Source organism: Modestobacter italicus (assembly GCF_019799965.1).
Taxonomy (GTDB): Bacteria; Actinomycetota; Actinomycetes; order Mycobacteriales; family Geodermatophilaceae; genus Modestobacter; species Modestobacter italicus_A.
The window spans coordinates 549165-569763 of the sequence record NZ_JABGCJ010000002.1 but is presented as its reverse complement, the minus strand read 5'-3'; the positions used below and the strand labels follow the sequence as shown (position 1 = coordinate 569763).

16 protein-coding genes are annotated in these 20599 nt (G+C 73.1%); 2 read left to right on the top strand and 14 right to left on the bottom strand.

The features are described from left to right. Positions 1-31: 31 nt before the first annotated feature. The 5 genes from dnaE to lspA all read right to left on the bottom strand — a co-directional run bounded on the left by dnaE (position 32) and on the right by lspA (position 6755). The gene (dnaE, locus tag HLA93_RS06715) at positions 32-3595 is read right to left on the bottom strand and encodes a DNA polymerase III subunit alpha (RefSeq protein ID WP_222193574.1); all 3564 of its coding nucleotides are present in this window, start codon (positions 3593-3595) and stop codon (positions 32-34) included. Positions 3596-3825: 230 nt separating this feature from the next. Further along, a complete protein-coding gene (locus HLA93_RS06710; RefSeq protein WP_222193573.1) occupies positions 3826-4338 on the bottom strand; it encodes a GNAT family N-acetyltransferase in 513 nt (170 codons plus the stop codon). Next, positions 4335-5132 (bottom strand): CPBP family intramembrane glutamic endopeptidase, encoded by a 798-nt coding sequence (locus tag HLA93_RS06705; protein WP_222193572.1) that lies wholly within the window; start codon positions 5130-5132, stop codon positions 4335-4337. Before HLA93_RS06705 ends, HLA93_RS06710 begins: the two co-directional genes overlap by 4 nt. Positions 5133-5144: 12 nt before the next feature. Next, positions 5145-6110, bottom strand: a complete 966-nt coding sequence (locus HLA93_RS06700; RefSeq protein ID WP_308127982.1) for an RluA family pseudouridine synthase — start codon at positions 6108-6110, stop codon at positions 5145-5147. 75 nt (positions 6111-6185) lie between these two features. After that, complete coding sequence (gene lspA, locus HLA93_RS06695; RefSeq protein ID WP_246625837.1) at positions 6186-6755, bottom strand: signal peptidase II; 570 nt, start codon at positions 6753-6755, stop codon at positions 6186-6188. Between the two features lie 282 nt (positions 6756-7037). Between lspA and mqo the strand changes: the two genes are divergently transcribed. Then, positions 7038-8525: a malate dehydrogenase (quinone) gene (gene mqo / locus HLA93_RS06690; RefSeq protein ID WP_246625836.1), complete on the top strand. Its 1488-nt coding sequence runs from the start codon at positions 7038-7040 to the stop codon at positions 8523-8525. Positions 8526-8764: 239 nt separating this feature from the next. Here the strand turns inward: mqo and HLA93_RS06685 are convergent, their stop codons facing one another. Beyond that, positions 8765-10276 carry a potassium/proton antiporter gene (locus tag HLA93_RS06685; RefSeq protein WP_222193570.1) on the bottom strand — a complete coding sequence of 504 codons (1512 nt, stop codon included), beginning with the start codon at positions 10274-10276 and terminating at the stop codon, positions 8765-8767. 95 nt (positions 10277-10371) lie between these two features. On the opposite strand from HLA93_RS06685, the gene ileS reads away from it, so the two are divergent. Further along, positions 10372-13518 carry an isoleucine--tRNA ligase gene (ileS, locus tag HLA93_RS06680; protein WP_222193569.1) on the top strand — a complete coding sequence of 1049 codons (3147 nt, stop codon included), beginning with the start codon at positions 10372-10374 and terminating at the stop codon, positions 13516-13518. Between the two features lie 48 nt (positions 13519-13566). Here the strand turns inward: ileS and HLA93_RS06675 are convergent, their stop codons facing one another. The 8 genes from HLA93_RS06675 to HLA93_RS06640 form a co-directional block, all read right to left on the bottom strand. After that, entirely contained in the window at positions 13567-14265 is a 699-nt protein-coding gene (locus tag HLA93_RS06675; protein WP_222193568.1) for a phage holin family protein, read from the bottom strand. Positions 14266-14372: 107 nt separating this feature from the next. Then, positions 14373-15104: a DivIVA-like cell division protein Wag31 gene (wag31, locus tag HLA93_RS21460; protein ID WP_222193567.1), complete on the bottom strand. Its 732-nt coding sequence runs from the start codon at positions 15102-15104 to the stop codon at positions 14373-14375. A gap of 97 nt (positions 15105-15201) precedes the next feature. Continuing rightward, the gene (locus HLA93_RS06665) at positions 15202-15504 is read right to left on the bottom strand and encodes a YggT family protein (protein ID WP_222193566.1); all 303 of its coding nucleotides are present in this window, start codon (positions 15502-15504) and stop codon (positions 15202-15204) included. Positions 15505-15556: 52 nt separating this feature from the next. Continuing rightward, on the bottom strand, positions 15557-16402 hold the full coding sequence (locus HLA93_RS21455; RefSeq protein WP_222193565.1) for a cell division protein SepF: 846 nt from the start codon (positions 16400-16402) through the stop codon (positions 15557-15559). 103 nt (positions 16403-16505) lie between these two features. Then, a complete protein-coding gene (locus HLA93_RS06655; RefSeq protein WP_222193564.1) occupies positions 16506-17213 on the bottom strand; it encodes a YggS family pyridoxal phosphate-dependent enzyme in 708 nt (235 codons plus the stop codon). A gap of 94 nt (positions 17214-17307) precedes the next feature. Continuing rightward, a complete protein-coding gene (pgeF, locus tag HLA93_RS06650) occupies positions 17308-18042 on the bottom strand; it encodes a peptidoglycan editing factor PgeF (RefSeq protein WP_222193563.1) in 735 nt (244 codons plus the stop codon). Between the two features lie 77 nt (positions 18043-18119). Continuing rightward, the gene (ftsZ, locus tag HLA93_RS06645; protein ID WP_222193562.1) at positions 18120-19418 is read right to left on the bottom strand and encodes a cell division protein FtsZ; all 1299 of its coding nucleotides are present in this window, start codon (positions 19416-19418) and stop codon (positions 18120-18122) included. Positions 19419-19793: 375 nt separating this feature from the next. Beyond that, positions 19794-20594: a cell division protein FtsQ/DivIB gene (locus HLA93_RS06640; protein WP_246625835.1), complete on the bottom strand. Its 801-nt coding sequence runs from the start codon at positions 20592-20594 to the stop codon at positions 19794-19796. Between the last annotated feature and the right edge of the window lie 5 nt (positions 20595-20599).

The following is a 20599-nucleotide window of genomic DNA, read 5'->3' as shown; positions in this document are numbered from 1 at the left end:
TGCTGCGCGACGTGCGCCCGGTGGTCGCCGCTCACAGCAGGGCGACGCTCGTGGGCCCCAGCAGGGCCTTGATGTCGCCCATCAGCGCGGTGCTGGGGCGCACCCGCAGCCCCTGGTCCAGCCGCAGCACCGTCTCCCGGCCGCCGTTGAGCAGCTTCAGCTGCACCTCGGTGGTGCCCGGGTGGCTGCCCAGCACCTCGCGCAGCCGCTCCACCACCGGCGGGGTGCAGCGGGCGGCGGGCATCGAGACCAGCACCGGACCGCGCGGCCCCTCGGTGAGCTCGGGGACGGTCACCTCGGAGGCGAACAGCGAGGGCGTGTCGTCGCGGCGGCTGATCCGCCCCTTGACCACCACGATCTGGTCCCGGACCACCTTGTCCGACACCTGCGCCCAGGTCTTGGGGAAGAACAGCACCTCCAGGCCGGCCTCGAGGTCCTCGATGGTGGCGATCGCCCACGGGGCGCCCTGCTTGTTGGTGCGCGGGCCGACCGCGGTCAGGATTCCGGCGATGGTGACGTTCGCGCCGTCCTCCACCCCTCCGGCGATGATCTCGGCGAGGGCGGTGTCGGCGTGCGAGGTGAGCACGTGCTCCACGCCGTGCAGCGGGTGGTCGGAGACGTAGAGGCCGAGCATGTCGCGCTCGAAGACCAGCCGTTCGGCCTTGGACCAGTCTGCGGTCGGGATCGGGATGTCCAGCGCGGCGCTCAGCGGGTCACCGACGCCGTCGTCCTCGCCGAAACTGCCGAACAGGTCGAACTGGCCCTCGGCCTCCTTGCGCTTGAGGCTCATCGCGGAGTCGACGGCCTGGGCGTGGACCGCGGCGATGCCCTGCCGGGAGTGGCCCAGGGAGTCGAACCCACCGGCCTTGGCGAGGGACTCGATCACCTTCTTGTTGCAGGCGACGGTGTCGATCTTGCGCATGAAGTCGGCGAAGTCCTTGAAGGCGCCCTTCTCCTCGCGCGCCCGCACGATCGACTCGACGACGTTGGTGCCCACGTTGCGCACCGAGGCCAGCCCGAAGCGGATGTCGTTGCCGACGGCGGTGAAGTCCCAGGAGGACTCGTTGACGTCGGGCGGGAGCACCTTGATGCCCATCCGCCGGCACTCGGCGAGGTAGACCGGCCGGCGGTCCTTGTCGTCGCCGACGCTGGTGAGCAGCCCGGCCATGTACTCGGCCGGGTAGTTGGCCTTGAGGTAGGCGGTCCAGTAGGAGACCAGCCCGTAGGCGGCCGAGTGCGCCTTGTTGAAGGCGTAGTCGGCGAAGGGGACCAGGATGTCCCAGAGCGTCTTGACCGCCGCGGCGGAGTACCCGTTGGCCTTCATCCCCGCCTCGAAGCCGACGTACTCGGCGTCCAGGACGGACTTCTTCTTCTTGCCCATCGCGCGGCGCAGCAGGTCGGCCTTGCCGAGGGAGTACCCGGCGACCTTCTGCGCGATCGCCATGACCTGCTCCTGGTAGACGATCAGGCCGTAGGTCTGGCCCAGGATCTCCTGCAGCGGCTCGGCCAGCTCCGGGTGGATCGGGGTGATCTCCTGCTGGCCGTTCTTGCGCAGCGCGTAGTTGGTGTGCGAGTTCGCACCCATCGGGCCGGGGCGGTACAGCGCGCCGACCGCGGAGATGTCCTCGAAGTTGTCCGGGCGCATCAGCCGCAGCAGCGACCGCATCGGGCCGCCGTCGAACTGGAAGACCCCGAGGGTGTCACCGCGACCGAGCAGCTCGTAGGTCTTCTTGTCGGTGAGGTCCTTGCTGATCTCGTCGAGGTCGACCGGTTCCTTGCCGTTGATGACGATGTTGCGCAGCGCGTCGTCGATGACCGTGAGGTTGCGCAGGCCCAGGAAGTCCATCTTGAGCAGGCCGAGCGTCTCGCAGGTCGGGTAGTCGAACTGCGTGATGATCGCGCCGTCGGCCTCCCGGCGCATGATCGGGATGCTGTCGATCAGCGGGTAACGGCCGATGATCACCCCGGCCGCGTGCACGCCCCACTGCCGCTTCAGGCCCTCCAGCTTGCGGGCCTGGTCGACGACCTCGGCCGCACCCGGGTCGGACTCGTAGCGGGCCCGGAACTCCCCGGCCTCCTTGTAGCGCTCGTGCTTGGGGTCGAAGATCCCCGAGAGCGGGATGTCCTTGCCCATGACGCCCGGGGGCATCAGCTTGGTCAGCTCGTCACCCACCGAGTAGGGCCGGTCGAGCACCCGGGCGGCGTCCTTGATCGCGGCCTTGGCCTTGATGGTGCCGTAGGTGACGATCTGACTGACCCGCTCCTCGCCGTACTTCTGCGAGACGTACTGGATGACCTCGCCGCGGCGACGGTCGTCGAAGTCGATGTCGACGTCGGGCATGGAGACGCGCTCGGGGTTGAGGAACCGCTCGAAGATCAGCCCGTGCTGCAGCGGGTCGAGGTCGGTGATGCCCATCGCGTAGGCGGCCAGCGAACCCGCGGCCGAGCCGCGGCCGGGGCCGACCCGGATGCCGTTGTCCTTCGCCCAGTTGATGAAGTCGGCGACCACGAGGAAGTACCCCGGGAACCCCATCTGGGTGATGATCCCGACCTCGTAGTCGGCCTGCTTGCGCACGTGGTCCGGGATGCCGCTCGGGTAGCGCTTGTGCAGCCCCCGCTCGACCTCCTTGACGAACCAGGAGGTCTCGTCCTCCCCCTCGGGCAGCGGGAACCGGGGCATCAGGTCGGCGCCCTCGGTGAACTGCACCTCGCACTGCTCGGCGATCAGCAGGGTGTTGTCGCAGGCCTCGGGGTGCTCACGGAACAGCGCGCGCATCTCCGCGGCGGACTTCAGGTAGTAGCCGTCGCCGTTGAACTTGAAGCGGTTGGGCTCGTTGAGCCGGGAGCCGGTCTGGATGCACAGCAGGGCGTCGTGCGCCTGGGCATCTTCGCGGTGGGTGTAGTGCAGGTCGTTGGTGCCCAGCAGCGGGATGCCGAGGTCCTTCGCGATCTCCAGCAGGGCCGGCTTCGTCTTCTTCTCGATGGACAGCCCGTGGTCCATGATCTCGGCGTAGAAGTTCTCCTTGCCGAAGATGTCCTGGAAGTCCGCGGCGGCCTGGCGGGCCTTGTCGACCTTGCCGGCGCGCAGCCACATGTTGACCTCACCGGAGGGGCATCCGGTGGTGGCGATGAGGCCCTTGCCGTAGCGCTCCAGCAGGTCGCGGTCGAAGCGCGGCTTGCGGTACTGGCCCTCCAGGCTGGCCAGCGAGGAGATCCGGAAGAGGTTGTGCATGCCCTCGGTGGTGCGGGCCAGCAGGGTCATGTGGGTGTACGCGGCCTTGCCGCGGTTGGACCCACCGTCGCCCTCCTCGTCGATCAGCTTGTCGCCGAAGTCGAACGGGGCGCGGTCGAACCGGGAGCCGGGCGTGTAGTAGCCCTCCATGCCGATGATCGGCTTGACCCCGGCGGCGTTGGCCTGCTTGTAGAAGTCGTAGGCGCCGAACACGTTGCCGTGGTCGGTCATCGCCAGCGCCGGCATGCCCTCGGCCGCGGCGGCCTTCGTCACCTCACCGAGCTTCGCGGCCCCGTCGAGCATCGAGTACTCGGTGTGCACGTGCAGGTGCACGAAGTTCTCGGACGACGGGGTGCTGCTCATGCTGTGGGGTGCTCCTCACGGTCGTGCGCACCGCCTGTCCACCGGCAGGTGGGCAGGGGCGGCGGGTGGTTCTGGGTGACCGGCGGGGAAGGCCGTTCGGTACTGCTCTACGACTTCGGCACTGCTCTGGGACTGGGCCCGGCGCGGTGACCGGTCCCCCGATCCTCGCACCTCCGCAGTCCTACGCCGAGGGTCCGACAGGACGTGTCTCCGCGATCCGGACCACTCCGTCACACCGGTCCCGCGCGCTCCGCGCCGAGCTGGCCAGAGCGCTCCGCGTCGAGCTGGCCAGAGCGCTCCGCGTCGAGGCTGCGGCACATCGGCACGTGGGCCATCCCGACCTCCTGGTGCTCCTCGCCGACGCAGACGTAACCGGCCCGCTCGTAGAACCGCCGGGCGGTCACCTGGGCGTGCAGCTCCACCGCGACCTGACCGCGGGCGACCGCCTCGCGGTGCAGCACCTCCAGCACCGCGGCGCCGTGGCCGCGGCCCCGGACGGCGGCGTCGGCGGCCATCCTGCCGATGACCGCCCGGCCGGGCCCGGCGGCGTCGACCAGCAGCCGGCCGGTGGCCACCACCCGGCCGGCGTCGTCCCGGCTGACCGCGTGCACGGCCGTCGCATCGGCGGCGTCGTGCTCCAGCTCGGCGGGCACGCCCTGCTCCTGCACGAAGACCCGGTACCGCAGGGCCGTGACCTCCGGCCAGTCGTCGGCGGCGGCCACCGTCGCCCGGGGGGCGCTCACCGCAGCGCCGCCGGGAGCGCCGAGGAGGGCACCAGCAGGAAGCGCAGGTCGATCGCTGCGTGCAGCAGCACCGGCAGCAGCAGCGACCCGGTGCCCAGGTACACCGCGGCCAGCACGCCGCCCAGGACGCCGGTGGTCAGCACCCCGGACAGCCCCTGGTAGGCGTGCGCCAGGCCGAAGGCCGCACCGGCGACCAGCACCAGCAGCCCGACCGGCAGCGCCGGCACCAGCGCGGCCACCACGGCCAGGAAGAAGCCGCGGTACAGCCACTCCTCGCAGACCCCGGCGGTGACCCCCACCAGGCCGAAGAGCCGGCGCTCCGAGCGGCTGCGGGGCAGCAGCGCGAGCGTCGCGTGTCCTGGCGGCTCGGCGTGCCGCGCCTCCCCGGGCCGGGTCCGGCGCAGCACCTCCGGCGGTGGTCCGGCCACCGCTCCCCCGCGCAGCGCCCGGGTGGACAGCAGCACCAGCAGCAGGAGCCCCAGCACCGCCGCCCAGGTGAACGGGCCGGGCCAGCGGGTCGGCCAGCCGAGCCCCACCTCGGCCGCGGAGACGCCGGGTGCCGCCAGCCAGACCACCAGCACGATCAGCGCCAGCCCCCACTCCAGCACCAGCAGCCGGCGGTAGAACGAGCGGCGGGCGGCCGGGTCGGTGCGCAGCCGCCCCTCGAACCGCCGGTGCAGCACGTAGCCGACGAAGGGCTCCCCCACGACCAGGTAGACCGCGACGATCCCCGCCGCCAGCTGCGCCGGACCGAAGTCGGCGAAGGAGGCGGGCAGGGCGGTCGCTGCGGACACGAGGGGCGGGGCTCAGTTCTCGGCGCGCAGCACGGCCAGCGCGCCGGCCAGGTCGGCGGGGTGGTCGCTGGTGAACTCCACCCAGCGCCCGTCGGCCGGGTGGGCGAAGCCGAGCCGGACCGCGTGCAGCCACTGCCGGGAAACGCCCAGCCGGGCGGCCAGCGTCGGGTCCGCGCCGTAGGTCATGTCGCCGACGCAGGGGTGACGCAGCGCGGAGAAGTGCACCCGGATCTGGTGGGTGCGCCCGGTCTCCAGGTGCACGTCGACCAGGCTGGCCGCCGGGAACGCCTCGACCACCTCGTAGTGGGTCACCGACGGGCGGCCGCCGGCCACCACGGCGAACCGCCAGTCGTGCTTGGGGTGCCGGTCGATGGGGGCGTCGATGGTGCCCTTGGACGGGTCGGGGTGGCCCTGCACGAGGGCCTGGTAGCCCTTGTCGACGGTGCGTTCCTTGAACGCGGCCTTGAGCAGCGTGTACGCCCGTTCGCTCTTCGCCACCACCATCAGCCCGGTGGTCGCGGCGTCCAGGCGGTGCACGATGCCCTGTCGCTCGGCGGCACCGCTGGTGCTGATCCGGTAGCCGGCCGCAGCCAGCCCGCCGGTGACGGTCGGCCCGTCCCAGCCGGGGCTGCCGTGCGCCGCGACGCCGACCGGCTTGTCGATGACCACGACGTCGTCGTCGTCGTGGACGACGGTGAGCCCGTCGACCGGCTGCGGGGCAACCGGCTCGCCCGGCGGCGGCGGGAGCTCGACCTCCAGCCAGCTGCCACCGGACAGCCGGTCGCCCTTCCCCCGGGCCCGCCCGTCGACGACCACCGCCCCGGCGTCGGCGAGCTCCGCGGCCACGGCCCGGGTGAGCCCGAAGAGCCGGGTGAGCGCCTGGTCGACCCGCTGGCCCTCCAGGCCGTCGGGCACCGGCAGCGAGCGGAGCTCCCCCCGGCGGCCGTCGGTCGAGGTCGGGCCGGGAGAGCTGGTCACCGCCCCATTGTGCAGAAGGACCCCGTCCTCCTCACCGCTCGCACGCTCGCGGCGAGCCTCTGGACGGGGCCACGGTCAGTCCTGGGTGCGGTCCGAGGCCCGGCTGCCGTCGAACTCGATGCCACGGAAGGCCAGCAGCGCGCCCAGCACGCCGCCGCACACGATCGCCGAGTCGGCCACGTTGAAGATCGGCCACACCTCGCCGTAGGGGTCGAACAGCGAGATGAAGTCGACGACGCCGCCGCGCAGGAAGCCCGGGTCGCGGAACACCCGGTCGACCAGGTTGCCCAGCGCCCCGCCGAGGACCAGGCCGAGGGCCACGGCCCAACCGGTGGAGAACAGCTTCCGGGCGGTGCGCACGATCACCACGACCACCGTCAGGGCGATCAGCGTGAACACCGCGGTGGCGCCCTCGGCGAAGGAGAAGGCGGCACCGGTGTTGCGCGCCTCGGTCAGGTAGAGCGCACCGCCCAGCAACCGCAGCGGCTCACGGTCGGACAGCGTGGCGACCACCAGCAGCTTGGTGCCCAGGTCCAGGGCCAGCACGCCGGCGGCCAGCCCCAGCAGCAGCGCGGCCCGCGGCCGGCGCGCCGGGGTGGGCGCGCCCTCCGCCGGGGACGTCGAGGTCTCGGGCTGCTCGGACATCGCCGTCCTCCCCGCTGGCGGCCCCGGTGGCCACGTCCGTGGACGACGATAGCGGCGGAGCAGGACGGGGCTGTCTGCCACGCTGCCCCGATGACCACAGGACCGGCCCTGCCGGGTCGTCGTGGCCGTGCTGCGCCGGCGGTGAGCGCAGGGCACCCTCGAGGACGGTCCCTGTGATGCATCTCATCCCCTCAGTTCGGGGAGAGCACCGGGTTCCGGCCGTGTCGTCCAGAGGGTCGGACGACGATGGGTGGGTACGCACACCAGTCACGGAGGCAGATCTTGACCACGGATGGTTCCTCGAACCCCGACGTAGTCCTCGTCGGCGGCGGCATCATGAGCGCGACGCTGGCCGCACTGTTCGGCATCGTCGCGCCGGACTGGACCGTCGAGGTGTTCGAGTCCGGCACCGAGGTGGCGGGTGAGAGCTCCGGGCCGTGGAACAACGCCGGCACCGGGCACTCCGCGCTGTGCGAGCTGAACTACACCCCGGCCCGCCCCGACGGCACGGTCGACCCGGCCAAGGCCGTGGGGATCAACGAGCAGTTCCAGGTGTCCCGCCAGTTCTGGTCGCACCTGGTGCGCAGCGGGCTGACCGACTCGCCCAAGACCTTCATCACCTCGGTGCCGCACGTCAGCTTCGTCACCGGCGCCGAGGGCCACCGGTACATGCGCAACCGCTATGAGGCACTGGCCCCGCAGCCGCTGTTCGCCGGCCTGGAGTTCACCGACGACCCCGCCGTCCTCGCCGACTGGCTGCCGCTGATGATGACCGACCGGTCCGCCGGCGAACCCGTCGCGGCCACCCGCTCGCTGGCCGGCACCGACGTCAACTTCGGCGCGCTGACCCGGCTGCTGCTGGAGGACGCCGTCGGCCGGGGGGTGCAGCTGCACCTGCAGCACCGGGTGCGCAGGGTCCGCCAGGAGCGGGACGGCCGCTGGGCCACCACCGTCACCGACCTCACGACCGGCAAGAAGCGCACCGTGCACAGCCGATTCCTCTTCGTCGGCGCGGGCGGCGGGGCGCTGCCGCTGCTGCAGGGCGCGGGCATCCCGGAGATCCGCGGGTTCGGCGGCTTCCCGGTGAGCGGCCAGTTCCTGCGCACCCGCAACCCGGAGCTGGTCGCCCGGCACCAGGCCAAGGTCTACGGCCAGGCGAAGGTCGGTGCGCCGCCGATGTCGGTGCCGCACCTGGACCTGCGGCTGATCGACGGGGAGCAGGCGCTGCTGTTCGGGCCCTACGCCGGGTTCTCGCCCAAGTTCCTCAAGTCCGGCTCGATGTGGGACCTGCCGCGCTCGGTCCGCGGCGGCAACCTGGGCTCGATGCTGGGTGCCGGCATCGCCAACATCCCGCTCACCCGGTACCTGATCGGGCAGGTGCTGCAGTCGACGTCGGCCCGCTTCCGGGCGCTCGAGGAGTTCGTGCCGACCGCGGAGCAGGACGACTGGGAGCTCATCACCGCCGGTCAGCGGGTGCAGGTGATCAAGCAAGACCCGACGACCGGCCGTGGGGTGCTCCAGTTCGGCACGGAGCTCATCGTGGGCGCCGAGGGCACGGTCGCCGGCCTGCTGGGCGCCTCCCCCGGCGCCTCCACCGCGACGTCGGCGATGCTCACGCTGCTGGAGCGCTGCTTCCCCGACCGGATCGACGCCTGGCGGCCGTTGCTGCAGGAGGCCATCCCCTCCTACGGCCGCGAGCTGTCCGCCGAGCCCGAGCTGCTGGCCCAGGTGCGCGCCGACACCACCAAGACCCTCGAGCTCCAGGGCTGATCGGAACGGCGCCACTCCGGGTCGGCCAGACCGGGCTGTGGCCGAGCCCACCGGAGGTGGAGCCGCCCCAGGCGAGGTTGAGCCGAGCCAGCAGGGGTTGAGCCGCGCCAGCTGGGGTTGAGCCGCGTGCTGGCGCGGCTCAACCCCATCCCGTCCGGGTCAACCCGGACGGCGGCGGTCCGAGACCAGCTCGGGCGGCGGCTGACGAGGCTTGCACCGACCGCCGGAGGAGTGCCGGGTCAGTCGCTCTCGCTGGGCTGGCCGGCCTCGCCGCGCCAGGTGGCCAGCCGGCCGGCCCGGCTGACCGCCCGCAGCCGGCGCTCGGCCTCGGCGCGGGAGCCGCGCGCCGACACCAGCAGCGCCTGGTCGCCGCGCATCAGCCGGGTGTTGCGGTCGGGCACGAACGGCCGCCCGTCCCGGACGACGAGCACGACCGCGGCGTCCTCGGGCAGCCGCAGCTCTGGCAGGTAGACGCCGTGCAGCCGGGAGCTCTCCGGCACCCGCAGCTGCATCAGCTCCGCTCCCAGCTCGTCCAGCGGTGCGGACTCCACGTCGATGTCCCGTGGGGTGACCGGGGTGGCGATGCGCAGGAGCCGGGCCACCCAGGGCAGCGACCAGCCCTGGATGAGGGTGAACACCACGACGAGCACGAACACCGTGTCGAAGATCCGCTCCGCACCCGGCACCTGGGCCGCGACGGGGAACGTCGCGAGCACGATCGGCACCGCGCCGCGCAGCCCGGCCCAGGAGATGAACAGCTGCTGCGAGATCGGCAACCGGAACCAGACCAAGCTCAGGAGCACCGAGAGCGGACGGGCTACCAGCAGCAGCGCCCCGCCGACGAGCAGGGCCGGCAGCAACGCATCGGGGAGCCGCGACGGGGAGACCAGCAGCCCCAGCAGCACGAAGAGCCCGATCTGCGCCAGTGACGCGAGCCCCTCCGCGAAGCCGATGCTGGCGGCGCGATGCGGCAGCGCGGCGTTCCCGAGCACCAGGCCGCACAGGTAGACCGCCACGATGCCCGAGGTCTGCGCCAGCGTGGCGCCGGCGTACGCCAGCACGCACAGCGCCAGCGTCGCCAGGGGGTAGAAGCCGACCAGCGGCAACGCCGCCCGGCGGAGCAGCCATGCCCCGCCGAAGCCGATGGACAGCCCGATCGCCGACCCACCGGCGAGCTCGACCAGGACCTCGGCCAGCACCAGGTACCAGACGTCCGTCGTCCCCCCGGTCAGCTGCTCGGAGAGGACCAGGACCAGGAGGATCACCGGGGCGTCGTTCAGCCCGCTCTCGGCTTCCAGGGAGGCGGCCAGTCTCCGGGGCAGCGGCAGGCGGCGCAGGGTCGCGAACACGGCTGCGGCGTCGGTCGAGCTGATGACCGCGGCCAGCAGGATCGCGAAGCCCCAGGCGTAGCCCAGCAGCCACACGGTCACCGCGGCGGTCACCGAGATGCTCACCGCGACCCCGAGTGTGGCCAGAGTCAGCCCGGGGCCCAAGGCCCGCCGGAGGTCGGACCAGCGGGTGGTCAACCCGCCCTCCGCGAGGATCACGACGAGCGCGGCGACCCCGAGGGTCTGGGTGAGCTCGACGTCGTCGAACTGCACCCCGAGACCGCTCTCCCCGATCGCCATCCCCAGCGCCAGGTAGATCAACAGCGAGGGCAGTCCCAGGCGGTCGGCCAGCCGCAGGGCCACCGCGGCGACGAGCACCACCAGCGCACCGATGGCCAGGGCGAGGGTGACCGTCGTGTTCATCGGCGCGCCCCCATGAGGGCAGTCTCCCGTACCCGCCGGTCCGGGCCGCCCACGCCTCGGCCGGGCCGGCCGCGTCAAGTGTCAAACTTGACACCGTGAGTGCTCCCGCCGGGCCGTTCCGGGCCCTTCCCCCGCAGGTCGACCTGCCGGCCCTCGAGCACGAGGTCCTCGAGCAGTGGGAGGCCGACAAGGTCTTCGCCCGCTCGCTCGAGGGGTCGGCCGACAAGCCGCAGTGGGTCTTCTACGAGGGCCCGCCCACGGCCAACGGCCGACCGGGCACCCACCACATCGAGGCCCGGGCGTTCAAGGACGTCTTCCCCCGGTTCAAGACGATGCAGGGCTACTCGGTGCCGCGCCGCGCCGGGTGGGACTGCCACGGCCTGCCGGTGGAGATCGCCGTCGAGCAGGAGCTGGGTTTCGCCGGGAAGCCGGACATCGAGCGCTTCGGCATCGCCGAGTTCAACGCCAAGTGCCGGGAGTCGGTGGAGCGGCACGTCGACGCCTTCGCCGAGCTCACCCACCGGATGGGCTACTGGGTCGACATGTCGACCGCCTACCGGACGATGGACGCCAGCTACATCGAGAGCGTCTGGTGGTCGCTGAAGCAGGTGTTCGACAAGGGCCTGCTGGTGGAGGACCACCGGGTGGCGCCCTACTGCCCGCGCTGCGGCACCGGACTGAGCGACCACGAGGTGGCCCAGGGGTACGAGACGCTGACCGACCCGTCGGTCTACGTCCGGCTGCCGGTCACCAGCGGCGAGTGGGCCGGCAAGGCCGATCTGCTGATCTGGACGACGACGCCGTGGACCCTGCCGTCCAACACCGCGGTGGCGGTGCACCCCGACGTGACCTACGTGGTCGCTCGCACCGACGACGGCACCTTCGTCGTCGCCGAGCCGCTGCTGACCGCGGTCCTCGGTGAGGGTGCCGAGGTGCTGGCGCGCACCACCGGCCGGGACTGGGAGCGCGTGCACTACCAGCGCCCCTTCGAGCTGGTGGAGTTCCCCGAGGGGGACGCGCACTACGTGCTGCTGGCCGACTACGTCACCACCGAGGACGGCACCGGCCTGGTCCACCAGTCCCCCGCCTTCGGCGCCGAGGACTTCGCCGTCTGCCGTGAGTACGGCCTGCCGGTGGTCAACCCGATCGACCCGACCGGGCACTTCCTCCCCGAGGTCCCGCTCGTCGGTGGGCACTTCTTCAAGGGCGCGGACCCGACGCTGGTGCAGGACCTCGCCGACCGCGGCGTGCTGTACCGGGAGCTGCGCTACGAGCACAGCTATCCGCACTGCTGGCGCTGCCACACGCCGCTGATGTACTACGCGCAGCCCTCCTGGTACATCCGCACCAGCCAGGTCAAGGAGCAGCTGCTCGCGCAGAACGAGCGCACGAACTGGCACCCGGAGAACATCCAGTGGGGCCGCTACGGCGACTGGCTGAACAACAACGTCGACTGGGCACTGTCCCGCGACCGGTACTGGGGCACCCCGCTGCCGATCTGGCGCAACGACGCCGACCCCGGTCGCATGGTCGTCGTCGGGTCGCTGGCCGAGCTGTCGGAGCTGACCGGCACCGACCTGTCCGACCTCGACCCGCACCGGCCGTTCATCGACGACGTCACGTTCACCGTCGCCGGCGAGGAGGGCACCTACCGCCGGGTCCGGCAGGTCATCGACGCCTGGTACGACTCCGGCTCGATGCCCTTCGCCCAGTGGGGCGCCCCGCACCGCAACAAGGCGGAGTTCGAGGCGGCCTACCCGGCGCAGTTCATCGCCGAGGCGATCGACCAGACGCGTGGCTGGTTCTACACGCTGATGGCCGTCGGCACGCTCGTCTTCGAGCAGAGCTCCTACGAGAACGTGCTGTGCCTCGGGCACATCCTGGCCGAGGACGGCCGGAAGATGAGCAAGCACCTGGGCAACATCCTGGAGCCGATGCCGCTGATGGACCGGCACGGCGCCGACGCCGTCCGCTGGTTCATGCTCGCCGGCGGCTCACCGTGGTCGGCCCGCCGGGTCGGTCACGAGACGCTGTCCGAGGTGGTCCGCAAGGTCCTGCTGACCTACTGGAACACCGCCAGCTTCTTCACCCTGTACGCCGAGACCAACGGCTGGGACCCGGCCGCCACACCGGCTCCCCCGCGCGCGGAGCGACCGCTGCTGGACCGCTGGGCGCTGGCCGAGCTGGCCTCGGTCACCGCCGGGGTCACCGACGCGCTCGAGCAGTTCGACACCCAGACCGCCGGCCGGCTGATCGCCGGCTTCGTCGACGACCTGTCCAACTGGTACGTCCGGCGCAGCCGTCGACGCTTCTGGGACGGCGACCCGGCGGCCCTCGGCACGCTGCACGAGGTGCTCGACGGCCTGACCCGGCTGATGGCCCCGTTCACCCCGTTCCTCACCGAGCAGGTGTGGCGCAACGCCGTCCTGCCCGGTGCGCCGGGTGCCGCCGACTCGGTGCACCTGGCCAGCTGGCCGACCGTGGACGACGACGCCCGGGACGACGTCCTGGTCGAGCAGGTCGCCCTGGTCCGCCGGCTGGTGGAGCTGGGCCGCTCGGCACGCACCTCGGCCAAGGCCCGCACCCGGCAGCCGCTGGCCCAGGCACTGATCGCCGCCCCCGGCTGGGCGCAGCTCCCCCGCGACCTGGTCGGGGAGGTGGCCGAGGAGCTCAACGTCGCCGAGCTGACCGAGCTCGCCGCCGTCGACGGGTCGCTGGTGGACGTGTCGGTGAAGGTGGACTTCCGGGCGGTCGGCCGCCGGCTGGGCAAGCAGGTGCAGGCGGTCGCCGCGGCCGTCGCCGCCGCCGACCCGGCCGAGCTGGTCGCCGCCTACCGCACCGGCACGGCCGCCGTCCCGGTCGACGGCGCCGACGTGCCACTGGCCGAGGGCGACCTGATCGTCACCGAGACCCCGCGCGAGGGCTGGACCGTGGCCTCGGCCGGCGGGCTGACCGTGGCCCTGGACCTGACCCTCACCCCGGAACTGGAGCGGGCCGGGCTGGTCCGCGAGGTGGTCCGGCTGGTCCAGGACGCCCGCAAGTCCCGCGGGCTGGCCGTCAGCGACCGGATCGAGCTGTGGTGGACCGGGGACGGCGCGATCGCCCAGGCGCTCACCGAGCAGGGCGAGCAGCTGTCCGGCGAGGTGCTCGCGACGGCGGTGCACGCGCAGACCGCCGGCCCCGGTGAGCCGCTCGAGGCGCCCGCGGGTGCCTCGGTCTGGATCGCTGCGACCCGCAGCTGATCGGGTCCTCGGTGAGGTCCCGTCGCCGGGCTCCCCGGCGGCGGGACGTCAGGCCGAGCGGCGGGCCCGCTCCCGTCTCGCCAGTTCCCGGTCGGGAGTGCACGCACCGCAGGGGGTGAACCCGTCGGTGCGCGCCTCCACCATCGGCAGCGGGGCCGGCTGGGCGCCGACCAGGTGGGGGCACCGGGGCAGGTGGTAGCGCGGGTGCTCGTCGACCACCAGGACCTCGTCGGTCAGGTCGAGCACGAGCAGCAGGTCGGTCACCTCGACCTCCTCGGCGGGCGGCTCACCGTCGGCGCCGATCGGCGGGGCGCCGGCTTCGGACCGGGCGTGGGCCCCGGTCACCGGTCCGTCCTGCGCTCGGGCGTGCGAGCCCGTGGGTGGGCCGGGCGCGCGGCCGGCTGACGGGGGCGTCACGCCGCCGTCGGGGTGCGGGCCCCGGTCCAGGCGTCCGTCCAGGCCCGGGTTCGTCCGCGGGACGGGAGGCAGGGTCGTCGGTGCCAGGCGGACCACGGGTCCCGGCTCGGGATCGGTCGGCGCGCCTCCTGGCGGGGCCTCCGCGGTCGCCGCGCGGCCGGCAGCGGCCCGGGTCCGGCGGCGCCGGCGGAGCTCGCTGACCACCAGGAGCAGGACCGCCGCCGAGCTGGCGCCGAAGGAGACCCACTGCACCGTGGTCGACCCGGCGACCAGCCCGGCGACCAGCAGGCCCACGGCTCCCAGCACGAGCACCCCTGCGACGAGCACCACAGCCGGATGCTAGCCGCGCGCTCCCCTGCCGGCCCCGGACGCGACGGAGCCCCTCCGGACCGGGGTCCGGAGGGGCTCCGTGGACCACCCGTCAGGGTGGTGGTCGGTCAGGCGCTGACGTGCTGGTTCTGCCGGGCGTTGGACGACGGCTCGGCCGAGCCGCGGCTGTCCAGGTCCCGCAGGTGCGACTCCAGGTAGGAGCGCAGCCGGGTGCGGTACTCGCGCTCGAAGGTGCGCAGCTCGTCGACCTTGCGCTCGAGGCTGGCCCGCTTCTCCTCCAGGGAGCCCATCGCCTCGACGTGCTTGCGCTCGGCGTCCTGCTGCAGGGCGGTGGCCTTGGCGCGGGCCTCGCGCTCCATCGTGTCGGCGCGGGTGCGTGCGTCGCCGAGCATCGCGTCGGCGCGGCTCTTGGCCTCGCCCACCATCTGCTCGCTCTTGGCGCGGGCCTCGGCGAGCATGCGCTCGCTGTTGCTCTTGGCGCTGCCGACCATCTGCTCGGACTGGGCCTTGGCCTCGTTCACGTGCCGCTCGGCGGTCTCGGTCGCCAGGGCCAGCATCCGGGAGGCCCGGATCGCGTCGTCCTCACGCACCTGCGGCGCGGCCGGCTGGGCCGGGGGCGGCGGCGGGGCGGCGACCGTCATGGGAGCGGACTCGGGGCGCTCGTCGCGCGAGCCACTGCCCCCGGAGGCGCGGAGGTCGTTGTTCTCCTCGATGAGGCGGGCCAGCTCGGCCTCCACCACGTCGAGGAAGGCGTCGACCTCGTCCTCGTCGTAGCCGCGCTTGCCGATCGGCGGCTTCTTGAAGACGACGTTGTGCACGTCGGCGGGAGTCAGTGGCATGCGGCTCACCTCAGGTCGGACGGGAGGAACGGGAACGTACGCAGACCGGCGGCGAACCGCTCGGTGTCCGCACCCCGCTCCAGGAAGGTAGGACGAGTCATGCGACGGAGTAGGCCCAGCTGTCGAGGATGCTGCGCAGCAGGATGACGCCGATCAGGAGCACCATAAACCCGAGGTCCAGCCGGATCTGCCCGAGGTTCAGCGGTGGGATCACCTTGCGCACGGCCTTCAGCGGCGGGTCGGTGGTGGCGTAGACGACCTCGAGGCCGGCGGCGACCAGGCCCTGCGGGCGCCAGCTACGGGCGAGCACCATCACCCAGTCGACGACGAACCGGGCGAACAGCAGGATGAGGAAGACGAGCAGGATCGACGAGACGATCTGCAGAAGGAGAGCAGGCACGGTCCTCGCTCGTTCAGGGCACCTCGTGCCGGGTGGTCACGACGCACAGCCATCAGGACTGACTGAAGAACCCGCCCTCACGGATGCGGGCCTTGTCCTCAGCTGTCACGTCCACGTCCTGCGGGCTGAGCAGGAAGACCTTGGCCGTGACCCGCTCGATACTACCGTGCAGGCCGAACGTCAGGCCGATGGCGAAGTCGACCAGTCGCTTCGCGTCGGCGTGCTCCATGTCGGTGAGGTTCATGATCACCGGCATGCCGTCCCGGAAGCGCTCGCCGATCGTGCGCGCCTCGTTGTAGGAGGCGGGGTGCACGGTGGTGATCCGGTAGCCCTGCGGCTTGGGCTCGGGGGCCGGGACGGGCGCCGGCGCGGGAGCCGGGGCTGGGGCGACCGGCTCGCTCATCGCCAGGCCGGCCGAGCCGGACGTCGCCGTGCCACCAGCGGAGATGCCCCCGCCGGAGATCCGGCTGCGTGCCGCGGACGCCGAACCGAGGCCCGTCCCGCCGGCCGCGGCCAGGCGGGCGGAGGTGCTGCCCGACGTCGTCCCGGCGAGGCCCAGCGTGCGCGGGGTGGCCGGTCGGCGGCCGAGGGACACCTCGGGCTCGGGCGGGAGCTCCTGGGCGAAGTTGTCACCGGCGCGGTCGGCGTACTGGTCGGCCGCATGGTCGTCGTAGCCGGCCGAGCCGTAGGCGTCGGCGTACCCGTAGCGGTCTCCCGCGACGTCGGCGGCGGGGTCGTCGTCGTAGGACGTGGCGTACCGGTCGTAGCCGCGGTCGTAGCCCCGGTCGTCGTGGTCGTAGTCGCCCTGACGCGACGCGTAGCGGTCGTACCCGCCACGGGCGTCGTCGTCCTCGACGAGGCCCAGGTAGACCCCCATCCTTCGCATGGCTCCGGCCATCGGACGTCTCCCTCTGGTCTCGTCGCAGGACGACTCGTGCTGAACGGGTGATCGGTGGTGCGGGTGGTGCTGGTGTGACTCGGGAGGGCGCACGGGTGCCGCGTCACTCCCCTGGACCGGAGGTTAGGGGGCGGGCGCCGAACAACGCGGTACCGACACGCACCTCCGTGGCCCCAGCTGTCACGGCAGCCTCCAGGTCTCCGCTCATGCCTGCCGATAGCTCCACGGCGGAAGGATGATCGGCCCGGACCCGGGCGGCGAGCTCGGCCAGCCGGGCGAACGCCGGCTCGGGGTCCTCGCCGCGGGGGGCCACCGCCATCAGGCCGAGCAGCCGCAGGCCCGGCGCCTCCGCGACGGCGTCGGCGAGGCCGGGCACGTCGGCGGGCGAGGCCCCGCCCCGGGCGCCCAGCTCCCCCTCGGGGCCGCCGAGGTCGACCTGGAGGTGGACCTCGACGGTGCGCTGCTCCCGGTCGGCGGCCCGGCCGAGCGCCTCGACCAGCGGGACCCGGTCGACCGAGTGCACCCCGGCGCCCAGCCGGACGACGGCGGCGGCCTTGTTGCGCTGCAGCTGCCCCACCAGGTGCCAGCGGAGCTCGGTCAGGTCGGCGAGGTCGGCCGCCTTGCCGCTGAGCTCCTGCACCCGGTTCTCGGCGAAGTCCCGCTGCCCGAGACCGGCGAGGGTGCGCACGTCCGCGGCCGGCCGGGTCTTGCTGACCGCCAGCAGCCGCACCGACGCCGGGTCACGGCCGGCGGCCCGGGCGGCCGCGTCGATCCGTTCCCGGACCGCCTGCAGGTTCTCGGCGAGGGTCATGACCCGATCCTCCCCGCCCGGTCCGCCCCGGCGGCGTGACCCGCTGACGGGCCGGGTCGCACGGGCGTGGGCTGGGGCGCGCCGGGGAGCCGGGTCAGCTGCCGAGCCAGACGACGCCGGCCTGCCGGCCGGTGACGCCGTCCCGCCGGTGGCTGAACAGCCTGGGGTCCTCGACGGTGCAGCGCGGGTCGTGCACGACCTGCCGGACGCCAGCCCCGCGCAGCACCTCGGCCAGCCCGGCCCGCAGGTCCAGCCCCGGCGTGCCGGTGCGGGTGCGCACCACCGCAGCGGGGGCGACCCGGCCGACGTCGGCCTGCATGGCGGTCGGCACCTCGTAGTCCAGGCCACAGACGGCCGGGCCGAGCAGCGCCTCGACGTCGCCGGGGCGGGACCCCAGCCGGGTCATCGCCGCGAGCGTCGCCGGCACCACCCCGCGCCGGACACCCTCCCGCCCGGCGTGCACCGCCGCGACGACGCCGGCCACCGGGTCGGCCAGCAGCACCGGCACGCAGTCGGCGACCAGCACGCAGAGCACCAGCCCGGGGGTGGCGGTGACCAGCGCGTCCACGTCGGCCACCGGGTTCTCGTCGGCGTCCTCCACGATGGCGACCCCGGTGCCGTGCACCTGGGTCATCCAGACCAGCTGCTCGGCCGGCACCCCGAGCTCACCGGCCAGCCGGGCACGGTTGGCCGCGACGTCGGCGGGGTCGTCACCGACGTGCCCGCCCAGGTTGAACGAGTCGTACGGCGCAGCAGAACGGCCGCCCCGCCGGTCGGTGACGACCCGTCGGGGTCGCACCGCCGGCGAGACGGCCGATCTGTCAGCCACGGACGTGACCTGCGGGAGCGGCCCCCGTGCAGGGGCCCGCCACGAGCTGGCGAGTGGTGGGGGGCACGGGGGTCCTCTTACTGACTGCGCAGGAACTCGGGGATGTCCAGCTCTTCCTCGAAGTCCTCGGACGCGAGCGGACGACGGGCGCCGTTGCTCCCCTGGCCGCCGCCCGGCATCGGCGGCAGCGGCGGGACGGTCAGCCCACCGCCCTGGGGCGGCGTGCTGCCCGGCTGCCCGGCACGCGGAGCCGTCGTCGACGGCGGCGCGGGAGTCGGGGCCGCCGCCGGGGCGGCCAGCCGCTCACCGGTCTGGGCCGGCGCCGGCCGCACCTGCGCCGGCGGGGTCGCCGGCGCGGCCGGAGCCGCCGGGGCGACCGGGGCAGACGTCGCCAGCGGCGTCGTCCCGGCGTCCTTGCGGTTGCTCGGCTTGCCACCGTCGAACCCGGCGGCGATCACCGTGACCCGCACCTCGTCACCGAGGGCGTCGTCGATGACGGCGCCGAAGATGATGTTGGCGTCGGGGTGGGCGGCGTCGCTGACCAGCGAGGCCGCCTCGTTGATCTCGAACAGGCCCAGGTCCGAACCACCGGAGATCGACAGCAGGACACCGTGGGCGCCCTCCATCGAGGCCTCCAGCAGCGGGCTGGCGATCGCCTGCTCGGCGGCCAGCAGCGCCCGGTTGTCACCGCGGGCGCTGCCGATGCCCATCAGCGCCGACCCGGCCCCGGACATGACCGACTTGACGTCGGCGAAGTCGAGGTTGATCAGGCCGGGCGTGGTGATCAGGTCGGTGATGCCCTGGACACCGGAGAGCAGCACCTGGTCGGCTGTCCGGAAGGCGTCCATCACGCTGACGTTCCGGTCGCCCAGCTGCAGCAGCCGGTCGTTCGGGATCACGATGAGCGTGTCGCACTCGTTGCGCAGCTCCTCGATCCCCGACTCGGCCTGGACGGCCCGCCGCTTCCCCTCGAAGGAGAACGGACGGGTGACCACGCCGATGGTCAGTGCACCGAGCTTGCGGGCGATGGAGGCGACGACCGGTGCACCACCGGTGCCCGTGCCACCGCCCTCGCCCGCCGTCACGAAGACCATGTCGGCGCCCTTGAGCACCTCTTCGATCTCCTCGCGGTGGTCCTCGGCGGCCTGCCGGCCGACGTCGGGCTGCGCGCCCGCGCCCAGGCCGCGGGTGAGCTCACGGCCGACGTCGAGCTTGACGTCGGCGTCGCTCATCAGCAGTGCCTGTGCGTCGGTGTTGATCGCGATGAACTCGACCCCCTTGAGGCCGACCTCGATCATGCGATTGACCGCGTTCACCCCGCCGCCGCCGATGCCGACGACCTTGATGACCGCGAGGTAGTTGTGCGGAGGTGTCATGCTGCGCTCCCCAACTGGACCCTCATCCTCAGGTTAAGCCTTATAGTTATGTCAACTGAGTCGTTGTGAGGACGAAGTTAGGTGTGCCCTTGCGGGGCAGCAAGCACCCCTCATCGCTCGGCGTGTCCACAGAGCGGATTCGCACGAGACGCAGCCGACCCGTCCGTCACATTTGACTCACCGAACGTGACGACTTGCCTGGCTGAGGTCTCACGCCCGGGTCCAGACACCGGACGAGCCGAGCGGCGCGCCCGGAACGGACGACGCGCAGGTCGTTTTCCCGCCGGGCGTGTCGCGACAGCCCCGGTACCGCCCACCGATCGGGGCCTCCGCCCGCCCACCCAGGACGACCCGGCTCACCGCAGGACGGCCCGCTCACCGCAGGACGACGGAGTCCGGCGTGCTCACGTCGAGGACGTCGGCCGGCTCCAGCTCGCCGTCCTCGATCTGGGCCAGCAGCGCACCCAGCACCTCGGCCTTGCGGTCGGTCCGGGCCGCGCTCCCCCACCGCACCGTGCGGTCGCCACTGAGGCTCAGCGTCACGTCGTCCCCGGTCGTGGCGCTCACGCCGGTCACCGCGTCCCGCACCTCGTCGGGCAACGCGGTCAGCGCACCGAGCGCGGCCGAGGTGGCCACGTCGTCCGGGCCCGGGTCGGGGACGTCCAGCGGCACGACACCGGCCGGGGGCTCACCCGTGATCGTGTCGAAGAGCACTCCCCCGGCGTCCACGAGCTGGCGGCTCCCCGCCTGCTCGACCACGGCCACCGGCACGCGCTCTTCCACGGTGACCACCACGGTGCCCGGCCAGCCGCGGGTCACCTCCACCGCGGCCACCTGGGGCAGCTCCGCCACCCGGGCGGCCGCCGCCTCGGTGTCCACCCGCACCAGCGGGGTGCCCTTGGGCACGCCGGCCGCCTGCACGACCTGACCGTCGGACAGGGCAGCCGCACCGTCGACCCGCACCGTGCGCACCGCCAGCAGCGGGCTGGCCAGGAACACCCACGCCAGAGCCCCGACCACCAGCACCACGGCTGCCAGGACCGCCAGCTGCCGTCGCCGCGGGTGCGTGCGCCGGCGTGACCGGCGCCGCCGGGCCCGCAGCGAGGTCACCGAGGTCGCTCCGCCGGACGGGACGCCGCCGCGCCGGCCGGTGCGGGCCCGGTCGCTGGTCGTCATCCCGT